Source organism: Candidatus Pseudomonas phytovorans (genome assembly GCA_029202525.1).
Taxonomy (GTDB): Bacteria; Pseudomonadota; Gammaproteobacteria; order Pseudomonadales; family Pseudomonadaceae; genus Aquipseudomonas; species Aquipseudomonas phytovorans.
Map to the genome: position 1 here is coordinate 2,190,758 of CP119325.1, position 11,618 is coordinate 2,202,375.

Here is an 11,618-nt window from a genome sequence, read left to right on the forward strand (position 1 = left end):
GGAGTTCGAAACATGGACATGAGTGTCAAGTTGAGCCAGGTGTATCCGTCAGTGTTACCCCAGGCGGCAGTAGTTGATCGGGATCCTGCTGTACCTGCCAAAGTGCAGGAAGCCACCGCGCCCGAAAAACAGCCGCACTCGCGTGAAGAACTGGAAACGGCGGTTGGCGAGATTCGTGATTTCGTCCAGTCGAGCCAGCGTCAGCTGGATTTTTCCATTGATGATTCCTCGGGTCGGGTCGTGGTCAAGGTGATTGCCACCCAGTCCGGTGAGGTGATCCGGCAGCTTCCGTCGGAACTTGCGCTGAAGCTGGCGCAAAGCCTCAGTGAAGCCAGCAGCCTGCTGTTCGATGATCAGGTATAGGCTGGCATGATTTTTGTTGCTGTCGACCTTTTGATGGATTTATCCGCCAAGGATCCGGCAGCTACTGAACAAGGAGAGCAATGATGGCAGGTACAACAGTCAGCGGTATTGGCTCGGGCATTGATACCCAGGCAATCGTGGATTCCCTGGTGGCCGCGCAAAAGGCGCCAAAGCAGGCGCAGATCAATACCCAAACGCTGAAGGCAACCACCACGTTGTCCTCTATCGGCAAGATTCAGTCGGCGCTGAGTGCCTTCCGCGGCGCTTTGACCAACATGACCGACACCAATAGTTTCGGTGGCCTCAGCCTCAAATCTTCGGATGAGAAGGTGGCGACCGTGACCATGGGCACCGGGGCTGCCAATGGTTCGTTCAAGTTGATTGTCGACAAACTGGCGACTGCGTCGAAGGTTTCGACAAGGGTCTACGCAAATGGTACGGGCTCTGTAGTCAATGCGACTGGCAGCCCGACCACGTTGACCATGACCCAGAATGGCAAGCCCTACGATCTGAGTGTTCCTGCTGGCGCAACCCTGCAGCAGGTTCGCGATAGCATCAACAGTCAGTTCAGTACCGCAGGCCTGAGTGCCAACGTCCTGACCGACGCCACTGGCTCGCGTTTGATCATCACCTCGACCAAGATGGGTGACGGCTCCGAAATCACCCTTTCGGGCAATTCGGGCATTGATACAGGCTATACCGTTGTCGATGAGCCGGCGGATGCCGAGTACACGCTTGACGGTATTGCGATGAAGTCCAAGACCAACGACATCACCGATGCCGTAAGTGGTCTGAACATCAAGTTGTTAGGTACTTCGCCGAAAAACGCTACAAGTGGCGAGGTTACAGCGACGGTTCTCTCGCTGACTACCAGCTCTACGACGTTGAAGTCGGGCCTTAAGGGTTTCATCGATACCTACAACGCCTTGCTCACCGTCATGAACGCTGAAACCAAGGTCACCAAGAACGCCGATGGCACCATGACGTCGGCGGCGCTGACCGGTGATGCCACGATGCGGACGTTGTTGTCCTCCATTCGTGAAGAGCTCAATGCGGTATCGGGCAATGGCACCTTGAAGTCGCTTGCGGCCTTTGGCGTCACTTCAGCCCAGGATGGCGGTGCGCTGAGCCTGGATGACAAGAAGTGGGACAAGGTGGCCTCTACCAATGCGGCGGACCTGACCAGTATCTTCAATGGCAAGGACGGTTTGTTGGCTCGCCTGCAAAAGGTCACCGAGCCGTTCGCCAAGGCCAGTACAGGTACCCTGGCCGAGCGTTCCAAGGTGCTGAGCGAAAGCCTGACCAAGCTCAAGACCGAGCAGGATACCCTGGACGCCCGTATGGAAGCCCTGCAGAAGAGCCTGCAGGACAAGTACAACAACATGGATACCCTGGTCACTCAGTTGCGCCAGCAGCAGAGCTCCGTGCTGAGCACGCTCAATGCGCTGAACAAGTCGAGCAGTGACGATTAAATCGTGAACATTGCATGTGGCCCGGGCATGATGCCGGGCTTCATGTCATCGGCCGGTAAAGTTTTTCGCCGCCTGCCCGATACAAGGAATATCTCCCCTTAAGCCTGCCCGTCACGAGGTCGCAAGATGAATCCCATGAGAGCCCTTCGTCAGTACCAGAAGGTCAATTCCCATGCCCAGATTTCCGAAGCCACGCCGCACCGCCTGGTGCAGATGCTGATGGAAGGCGGCCTTGATCGCATGGCTCAGGCCAAGGGTGCCATGGCCCGTGGCGACATCGCTGAAAAGGGGCTGATGCTTGGCAAGGCAATCGACATCATTATCGGCCTGCGCGATGGTTTGCAGCCTGAAAAGAGCGAAAACCCAGAGGCTGTAGAGAAACTCGACGCCCTGTACGTTTACATGACCAACCGCCTGATGCAGGCCAATATCGACAACGATGCCGGCATCATCGACGAAGTTGCCCAGCTGCTGATTACCGTGAAAAGCGGTTGGGACGGCATCGCCGATGCCCAGCCTGCCAGCTGAAGGCAAGGAGACTACCGTGACCGCACTGCAACGCCTCGATGACACCTGCGATGCCCTGATCGGCGCCTTGGGTGAGCGTGACTGGGATGCCATTGCCCAGCTGGATGTGGCGTGTCGCGCGTGCATCGACGATGTGCTGGAAACCCATGCGATGGACCAGGTGTTGCTACGCGAGAAACTGGAAGGGGTGCTGCTGGTCTACCGCAATCTCATCGACGTGACAACCGGTGAGCGCCAGGCAATTGCCGAAGAGATGATGCAGATCAATCAGGCGAAAAATGCATCGAAGGTATACCATCTGTTCAGTTAAGATGCGCACAACCTGACAAAAGGCGCCATAAATTTGACTGTGCGGGCCTTTTTGACTTTACTAGTGTCTGTTCTCGAATTCCAGACGTCCGAACACTGACCATTCAGTCGGAATGATGTCGAGCATGCCCCTGCAGGGCGGCGATATGACTAGGGAAGTTGCTATTGCATGTGGCGTGAAACCAAGATTCTGCTGATCGATGACGACAGCGCGCGCCGCCGCGATCTGGCGGTGGTGCTGAACTTCCTCGGCGAAGAAAATATCGCGTGCGCCAGCCATGACTGGCAGCAGGCTGTCGAGCCGCTGTCCTCCAGTCGCGAAGTGCTGTGCGTGCTCGTCGGTGCTGTAAATGCTCCGGGTAATCTTCTGGGGCTCATTAAGACACTGGCTGGGTGGGATGAGTTCCTTCCGGTAATGCTTTTGGGTGATATTTCTTCTGCGGAGTTCCCGGAAGACCTTCGCCGTCGGGTACTTTCCAACCTGGAAATGCCGCCAAGCTACAGCCAGTTGCTGGATTCGCTGCACCGGGCCCAGGTCTATCGCGAGATGTACGACCAGGCGCGTGAGCGCGGCCGCCAGCGTGAGCCTAACTTGTTCCGCAGCCTGGTCGGCACCAGCCGTGCCATCCAGCATGTCCGGCAGATGATGCAGCAAGTGGCTGATACCGACGCCAGCGTGCTGATCCTGGGTGAGTCGGGCACCGGCAAGGAAGTGGTGGCGCGTAACCTGCACTATCACTCCAAGCGCCGTGAAGCGCCGTTCGTGCCGGTTAACTGTGGCGCGATCCCGGCCGAGTTGTTGGAAAGCGAACTGTTCGGCCACGAGAAGGGTGCCTTTACCGGGGCAATCACCAGCCGTGCCGGGCGTTTCGAGCTGGCCAACGGCGGTACCCTGTTCCTCGATGAAATCGGCGACATGCCGTTGCCGATGCAGGTCAAGCTGCTGCGTGTGCTGCAGGAGCGTACCTTCGAGCGCGTGGGTAGCAACAAGACCCAGAGCATCGACGTGCGTATCATCGCGGCAACGCACAAAAACCTCGAAACCATGATCGAGGACGGCACCTTCCGCGAAGACCTGTACTACCGCCTGAACGTGTTCCCCATCGAGATGGCGCCGCTGCGTGAGCGGGTGGAAGACATCCCGTTGCTGATGAACGAGCTGATTTCGCGCATGGAGCACGAGAAGCGCGGTTCCATCCGCTTCAACTCGGCGTCGATCATGTCGCTTTGCCGCCACGGTTGGCCGGGCAACGTGCGCGAACTGGCCAACCTGGTCGAGCGCATGGCGATCATGCACCCGTACGGGGTGATTGGCGTGTCCGAGTTGCCGAAGAAATTCCGCTACGTCGATGACGAAGACGAGCAGATGGTCGACAGCCTGCGCAGCGACCTGGAAGAACGCGTGGCCATCAACGGTCACACACCCAACTTCAGCAACCCTGCAATGCTGCCGCCCGAAGGCCTGGACCTCAAGGACTACCTCGGTAGCCTGGAGCAGGGCCTGATCCAGCAGGCGCTGGACGATGCCAACGGTATCGTTGCGCGCGCGGCTGAACGTTTGCGTATTCGTCGTACCACCCTGGTCGAGAAGATGCGCAAGTACGGTATGAGTCGCCAAGGCGGCGAGGACCAGGCAGAGGATTGATGCCTGGCGCCTGGCCTGTGCCGGCCTCTACGCGCGGTTCGACGCATCGATGAACCCGCGAATGGGGCCAGGCAAGTGGCCAGGATCAAAATCCAATCCATTAAAAAGCTTTCATAAAGCAGGCATGCGTTTTGCTTTGCCTAGTGCATAGGGCCAGGGGTCAGTTTTCTGTCGCCCCTCCGACCAATGCGGACGAAGAGCACAATGAAAGCAGTCATTCTGGCCGGTGGGCTGGGCACACGCATCAGCGAAGAATCCCACCTGCGCCCCAAGCCAATGATCGAGATAGGCGGAAAACCGATCATCTGGCACATCATGAAGATCTATTCGCACTACGGTATCAACGACTTCGTCATTTGCCTGGGCTACAAGGGCTATGTGATCAAGGAGTACTTCGCCAACTATTTCCTGCACATGTCGGACGTGACCTTCGACATGGTGGAAAACCGCATGGACATCCATAACCGCCACGCCGAGCCTTGGCGTGTGACGCTGGTGGACACTGGGGAAAACACCGCCACCGGTGGCCGCCTGAAGCGTGTCCGCGAGTACGTTGGCAATGAAACCTTTTGCCTGACTTACGGCGACGGTGTGTCCGATGTCGATATTCCGCGCCTGATCGATTTCCATCACCAGCACGGCAAGATGGCCACGGTTACCGCCGTGCAACCGCCAGGGCGTTATGGCGCGCTGGATGTGCAGGGCGAACAGGTGCGTGGCTTTCAGGAAAAGCCCGCGGGTGATGGTGGCTGGATCAATGGCGGTTTCTTTGTGCTCGAACCGGCCGTGCTCGAATACATCGAAGGTGATGCCACCACCTGGGAAGACGAGCCCCTGCGTCGCCTGGCCGAAGACGGCCAGCTGATGAGCCACCTGCATCGTGGCTTCTGGCAACCGATGGATACCCTGCGTGATCGCACGCTGCTTGAAACACACTGGAAGAACGGCGACGCAGCATGGCAGCTATGGCGTTGAGCCCGGCATTCTGGGCTGGCCGCCGAGTCTTCCTGACCGGGCATACCGGCTTCAAGGGCGGCTGGCTGGCGCTATGGCTGCGCCAGCTTGGCGCCGAGCTGCGCGGCTATGCCTTGCCTGCTGCAACCACGCCATCGCTGTGGCAGGTTGCACAGCTGGAACAGCAGGCGCCCGGTGACTTCGCCGATATCCGCGATGCCTCGTCGCTGGCGCGTGCCCTGCAGGAGTTTCAGCCCGAACTGGTGCTGCACCTGGCGGCGCAGCCGTTGGTGCGCGAATCCTACCGTGCGCCAGCCGATACCTATGCAACCAACGTGATGGGCACGCTCAACCTGCTGGAGGCGGTGCGCGCCACGCCTTCGGTACGCGCGGTGTTGGTGGTGACCACTGACAAGTGCTACGACAACCGCGAGTGGCCCTGGCCTTACCGGGAGCAGGATGCACTGGGCGGCTTCGATCCTTATAGCAGCAGCAAGGCCTGTGTCGAGCTGCTGTGCGCCAGCTACCGCGACTCGTTTCTGCGTAACGCAGGCGTGGCCTTGGCCACGGCCCGCGCGGGGAATGTACTGGGTGGCGGCGACTGGTCTGCCGAGCGCTTGCTACCGGATATCTTCCGCGCCTGGCAGGCCGGTGAAGAGGTGGTCTTGCGCTATCCCGACGCGACGCGTCCTTGGCAGCACGTGCTCGACCCGCTGATGGGCTACCTGCAGCTGGCGCAGGGCTTGCTGACTGACGCGGGCCAACACGCAACCGCCTGGAATTTTGGCCCCGACAGCGCCGGGTTGGCCACCGTAGGCGACATCGTCCAGCGCCTGGCCGAACGCTGGCCGGGCGAGGCGCGCTGGTCGGTTGCCGGCGATGCCCAGCCGCACGAAGCCGGGCTGCTGGCATTGGACTCAAGCAAGGCGCGGCAAGTGCTTGGCTGGGCACCCCGCTGGTCGCTGGACGACACCCTGAAACATACCCTGGACTGGCACCTGGCCTGGCGCGCAGGGCGTGACATGAACATCGTTACCCGCGAGCAGATCGCGGTTCACCAAGGCGGAACCCATGAGTGACAGTACGGCGCAGCAGTTGCGCCAACAGATTGCCGAACTGGTCGGGCGCTATGCCGAGCTGCAGATGGCGCCGAAACCCTTCGTGGCCGGGCAGAGCAGCGTTCCGCCTTCCGGCAAGGTGATCGGCGCGGGCGAGTTGCAGTCCATGACCGAAGCCGTGCTGGATGGCTGGCTGACCACCGGCCGCTTCAACGAGGCGTTCGAGAAGCGCCTGGCCAAGTACCTGGGGCGACGCTGCGTACTCACTACCAACTCCGGCTCCTCGGCCAACCTGCTGGCGTTTTCCGCCCTGACATCGCCACGCCTCGGCGACCGGGCGATCAAGCCGGGTGACGAGGTGATCGGCGTTGCTGCCGGTTTCCCGACCACCGTCAACCCGATCCTGCAGTTCGGTGCGGTACCGGTGTTCGTCGATATCGAGATGGGCACCTACAACATCGACCCCGCGCTTATCGAAGCGGCCATCGGCCCGAAAACCAAGGCCATCATGTTGGCCCACACACTGGGCAACCCGTTCGACCTGAGCGTCGTCCGCGCCCTGTGCGACAAATACGGCCTGTGGCTGATCGAAGATTGCTGCGATGCCTTGGGTTCCACCTACCAGGGGCGCATGGTCGGCACTTTCGGCGACATCGGCACCCTCAGCTTCTACCCGGCGCACCACATCACCATGGGCGAGGGCGGAGCGGTGTTCACCGACTCGCCGTTGCTCAAGCGCATCATCGAGTCGTACCGCGACTGGGGCCGCGATTGCTACTGCGCGCCGGGCGAGGACAACACCTGCAGCAAGCGCTTCTGCTGGCAAATGGGTGACCTGCCGCAAGGCTACGACCACAAGTACACATACTCGCACCTGGGCTACAACCTGAAAATCACCGACATGCAGGCCGCCTGCGCGCTGGCGCAGATGGACCGGGTTGATGATTTCGTTGCTGCGCGCAAGCGCAACTTTGGCTGGCTCAGCGACCGGCTGGCCGGTTGTGCGGACAAACTGATCCTGCCGCAGGCTACCCACGACAGTGACCCTTCCTGGTTCGGGTATCCGATTACCTTGCGCGATGGCTGCGCAATAAATCGCGTCGAACTGGTGCGCTACCTGGATGAGCACGGTGTGGGCACGCGCTTGCTGTTTGCCGGCAACCTGACCCGTCAGCCCTACATGCAGGGGTTGAACTACCGGGTTTCCGGCGAGTTGCCGGTCACCGACAAGATCATGAACGACACGTTCTGGATCGGCCTGTGGCCGGGCTTGAGCGACGACCATCTGGAACATGCGGCACGCTGCCTGGAAACCTACCTGCAGAGGGTGTGCTGATGCGCGCCTACGTCCTGTGTGGCGGTTTCGGTACGCGGCTGCGCAGCGTCACTGACTCGCAGAAGGCTTTGGTACCCGTTCACGGTGAGCCATTCCTGGCGCGCGTACTGAGCCAGTTGGCCCGTGCCGGCATCAGCGAAGGCGTGCTGTGCGCGCATTACCGCGCCGAGCAGGTAGTCGAGCAGCTTGCCGATTTGGCTCGCCAGGCCGGGCTGCCACTGTCGATGGTTGTGGAGGAAAGCCCACTGGGAACTGGCGGTGCGCTGCTCAACGCGTTGAGCGAGCAAACTGCGCAGGGTCGGTACCTGGTACTGAATGCCGACACCTTCGTGGATGTGCAGGGCTACCGGCAGATGCTTCTGAGCGAAGGCAACGCCGTGCTGGCGGCGCGGGTAGATGACCGCAGCCGGTATGGCAGCCTGGCGCTGACGGCTACCGGGCACCTGGCTGCGCTGCAGGAAAAAGGCGTGCAGGGCGCCGGGCTGATCAACGCCGGGGTTTACGCCTTCACCGCGTCGGCCTTCGCCGATACGCCCGTTCGCGCATGCTCGATGGAGCACGACCTGTTGCCCGAGTTGCTCCAGCGAGGGCCCGTGAACGTTGTCGATTACAGCGGGCGTTTCATCGACATCGGCACGCCTGAGTCGCTTGCGCACTACACCCATGCATTTCATCCGGATACTTCCCTATGAGCCTGCTGGTGCAGACCCTCAGCATTGGCGAGCGCCAAAGCATTCTCGATGCGGTCAAGTGCATCGAGGCGGGCGCCTTGCAGATCGCTTTTGTGGTTGCTGACGACCACCGTCTGCTGGGGGTGGTGACCAACGGCGATGTGCGTCGCCACCTGCTGCAGGGCGGGCATACCGACCTGCCGGTAACGACTTGCATGAACACCCATTACCGCGCGGTTCAGGTCGGTGCGTCGCGAGAGGAGTTGCTCAAGGCTTTCGACCTGGGTTTCAACGCCATCCCTGCCGTGGATGAGCACGGGCACCTGGTTGAGGTCTATACCCGCCAGATGGCGGCCAGCCCGGAAGTGCCGGTGCTGGCGCGGGCACGCGCACCAGTACGCATGAGCTTCTGCGGCGGCGGCGCCGACCTGACCTATTTCTTCATCGACCACCCCGCAGCGGTGCTCAGCTGTACCGTCGGGCTTTATGCTCACGCTACCTTGGTGCCTCGTGGCGATCGTGGTATCCGCATTTTTTCCGAGGATCTGGGGCGCGAGGAAGACTACGACTCCTTGGCTGACTTGCTGGCTGCCAGTGATAAAAGCCTGCTGGCGACCATTGTTTCGGTGATCAAGCCGCAATACGGCTTCGACCTCTATTTGCGTTCGGACTTTCCCGTGGGCTCCGGGCTAGGCGGCTCCTCTGCTGCCACCACGGCCACCATCGCGGTCTTCAATGAACTGCGCCAGGATCGCTGGAGCACTTACGAGATCGCCGAGTTGGCATTCCAGGCCGAGCGCCTGTGCTTTGGTATCGCGGGTGGCTGGCAGGATCAGTACGCCTCGGCCTTCGGGGGCTTCAACCTGATCGAGTTCGAGAACCAGCGCAACCTGGTACACCCGATTCGGCTGGAAGAGGCGATCCGCAATGAGCTGGAGTCCTGCCTGGTGCTGTGTGACACCGGCATTTCTCACGACTCCGGTCGCCTGCACGAACTGCAGCGCGAGGAGATGCAGTCGGAGTCTTCGCAAACAGACCTGCTGCATGCCAGCGTGGCGCTGTGTCGGCGTATGCACCGTTATCTGATTCGTGGCGAGCTGCGCGATTTCGGCCTGTGCATGGACGAGGCCTGGCGCCTGAAAAAGCGTTTTTCCTCTGCAATCAGCCATGGTCACCTTGATGAAATCTACGCGGCCGCGTTGGCGGCCGGTGCGCTCGGCGGCAAGCTGCTGGGCGCCGGTGGCGGCGGTTTCTTCCTGTTCTACGTACAGCCCCAGCATCGCCAACGGGTGGTGCATGCGGTGCGCGCACTGGGCTGCCAGACTCAAGGCTTCCGCTTCGAGTCCAGCGGTGTAACTTCCTGGCGGACGAAAATCCAATGACCACAATTTTTCTCGACGGCATCGCCCTGGGTGGCGATCGCGTGTACGTCATCGCCGAAGCCGGCAACAACCACAATGGCTCGCTGGCATTGGCCAGGCAACTGGTGGATGCCGCCATTGCGGCGGGCGCCGACTGCGTCAAGTTCCAACTGCGCAACCGCGAGGCGCTGTACCGGCGCAAGGCCGACGGTTCGCGTGCCGAAGACCTCGGTGTGGAGTACATCCAGGACCTGCTGGACAAGGTTGAACTGAGCCTGGACGAGCACCGCGAGGTACGCGCCTACTGTGCTGAGAAGGGCATCACTTATCTGTGCACCCCTTGGGATGAACCTAGCGTCGATGCCCTGGCAGACTTCGATGTGGCGGCCCTGAAAATCGCCTCGGCGGACTTGAGCAACCCCTACCTGATCGCCAAGGCCGCCAGCCTGGGCAAGCCGCTGATCCTGTCCACCGGCATGTCGTTCGAGCACGAAATCATCCGTGCCATCGAACAGCTCAACGCGCTGGGCACACCCTTCGCGCTGCTGCACTGCAACAGCGCCTACCCGGCACCGGAAGCGGATATTCAGCTTGGCTACCTGCGCCGGCTGCAGGAACTGCATGGCCTGATCGGCTATTCCGGCCATGAGCGCGGTATCGCCATCACCCTTGGCGCTGTGGCCTTGGGCGCCCGCCTGGTGGAGCGCCACATCACGCTGGATCGCAACATGGAAGGCCCGGATCACCTAGCCAGCCTGGAGCCCACCGAATTCCGCCAACTGGTGGACGGTATCCGCCAACTGGAGCTGGCACTGCCTTGGCAAGGGCCTGGTCGTCATGCCAGCCAGGGTGAATTGCTGAACCGCGAGAACCTCGGCAAGAGCGTGATCGCTGCCCGCGACATCCCCCGTGGCGCGGCACTGGAACAGGGCATGCTGCGCATCGCCAGCCCCGGCCAGGGCTTGCCGCCATACCGGCTGCCGGAACTGCTGGGCAAGCCTGCCTGTCGCGACATCGCCCAGGGCGACTTCCTTTTCGAGAGCGACTTGCTGGAACGGCAAACCGAGCAGAAGCTGGCGTTCGACATGCCGATTCGCTGGGGTGTGCCGGTGCGCTACCACGATTTTCTCGACTACCGTCGGCGCATCGAGCCGGACCTGTTCGAGTTCCACCTGTCGTACCGTGACCTCAGCCTGAAGCCGCAGCCCTTCCTGGCCGAGGTGGATTGCTCGCGCTTGGTGGTACACGCCCCGGAGCTGTTCGAGAACAGCGAGCTGCTGGACCTGGTTGCGGACGATCCCGCCTACCGTCGACGCTCCATCGACAACTTGCAGCGCGTGGTCGATGCCACCCTGCAGATCGGCGAGTTCTTCCCGGCGGCCGATGCTCGGCTGATCGTTGCCAACATCGGCGGTTTCTCCGCCGACGCGCCACGCCCGCTGGCCATGCGGCCCGAACTCTACGAGCGTTTCCATGAAGCCTGCCGTCAGGTGGACTTCGCCGGTACCGAGCTGATCCCGCAGAACATGGCACCGTTCCCGTGGCACTTCGGCGGCCAGCGGCACCAGAACATCTTCATGATGCCCGACGAACTGGCGACCCAGGCACGCGAGCATGGCCTGCGCTTGTGCCTCGACCTGTCGCACTTGCAGATGACCTGCTTCCACTTCGGCCTTGATTTCCAGGCTGCCCTGGCGCTGCTGCTGCCGCACTCGGCGCACCTGCACGTGGCTGATGCCAAGGGTACCAATGGCGAAGGCGTAGTGATGGGCACCGGCGACATCGATTGGCCGGCCACCTGGGCACAGATTGGCAATCATCCCGAGGTCAGCTTCATTCCTGAAGTCTGGCAAGGGCACAAGGATCATGGTGCCGGCTTCTGGTCGGCGCTGCAGTTTTTGACGCGGCTCTCCTGAGCTGA

11 protein-coding genes are annotated in these 11,618 nt (G+C 61.2%); all 11 read left to right on the top strand.

Annotated elements, in window-relative coordinates; genetic code table 11:
* The first annotated feature begins 12 nt into the window (after positions 1-12).
* The 11 genes from P0Y58_09820 to P0Y58_09870 all read left to right on the top strand — a co-directional run bounded on the left by P0Y58_09820 (position 13) and on the right by P0Y58_09870 (position 11,613).
* Positions 13-363 carry a flagellar protein FlaG gene (locus P0Y58_09820; GenBank protein WEK32463.1) on the top strand — a complete coding sequence of 117 codons (351 nt, stop codon included), beginning with the start codon at positions 13-15 and terminating at the stop codon, positions 361-363.
* 83 nt (positions 364-446) lie between these two features.
* On the top strand, positions 447-1,835 hold the full coding sequence (gene fliD, locus P0Y58_09825) for a flagellar filament capping protein FliD (GenBank protein ID WEK32464.1): 1,389 nt from the start codon (positions 447-449) through the stop codon (positions 1,833-1,835).
* A gap of 126 nt (positions 1,836-1,961) precedes the next feature.
* Entirely contained in the window at positions 1,962-2,363 is a 402-nt protein-coding gene (gene fliS / locus P0Y58_09830) for a flagellar export chaperone FliS (protein WEK32465.1), read from the top strand.
* Entirely contained in the window at positions 2,344-2,673 is a 330-nt protein-coding gene (locus P0Y58_09835) for a flagellar protein FliT (protein WEK32466.1), read from the top strand. The genes fliS and P0Y58_09835 overlap by 20 nt, the downstream gene beginning before the upstream one ends.
* 168 nt (positions 2,674-2,841) lie before the next feature.
* Positions 2,842-4,317: a transcriptional regulator FleQ gene (gene fleQ / locus P0Y58_09840; GenBank protein WEK32467.1), complete on the top strand. Its 1,476-nt coding sequence runs from the start codon at positions 2,842-2,844 to the stop codon at positions 4,315-4,317.
* Between the two features lie 204 nt (positions 4,318-4,521).
* On the top strand, positions 4,522-5,292 hold the full coding sequence (rfbF, locus tag P0Y58_09845) for a glucose-1-phosphate cytidylyltransferase (GenBank protein WEK32468.1): 771 nt from the start codon (positions 4,522-4,524) through the stop codon (positions 5,290-5,292).
* Complete coding sequence (gene rfbG / locus P0Y58_09850) at positions 5,283-6,350, top strand: CDP-glucose 4,6-dehydratase (GenBank protein WEK33305.1); 1,068 nt, start codon at positions 5,283-5,285, stop codon at positions 6,348-6,350. The genes rfbF and rfbG overlap by 10 nt, the downstream gene beginning before the upstream one ends.
* Complete coding sequence (gene rfbH / locus P0Y58_09855) at positions 6,343-7,665, top strand: lipopolysaccharide biosynthesis protein RfbH (GenBank protein WEK32469.1); 1,323 nt, start codon at positions 6,343-6,345, stop codon at positions 7,663-7,665. The genes rfbG and rfbH overlap by 8 nt, the downstream gene beginning before the upstream one ends.
* Complete coding sequence (locus P0Y58_09860; GenBank protein WEK32470.1) at positions 7,665-8,357, top strand: sugar phosphate nucleotidyltransferase; 693 nt, start codon at positions 7,665-7,667, stop codon at positions 8,355-8,357. Before rfbH ends, P0Y58_09860 begins: the two co-directional genes overlap by 1 nt.
* Entirely contained in the window at positions 8,354-9,718 is a 1,365-nt protein-coding gene (locus P0Y58_09865; protein ID WEK32471.1) for a CBS domain-containing protein, read from the top strand. Before P0Y58_09860 ends, P0Y58_09865 begins: the two co-directional genes overlap by 4 nt.
* Positions 9,715-11,613: an N-acetylneuraminate synthase family protein gene (locus P0Y58_09870; GenBank protein WEK32472.1), complete on the top strand. Its 1,899-nt coding sequence runs from the start codon at positions 9,715-9,717 to the stop codon at positions 11,611-11,613. Before P0Y58_09865 ends, P0Y58_09870 begins: the two co-directional genes overlap by 4 nt.
* Positions 11,614-11,618: the final 5 nt, after the last annotated feature.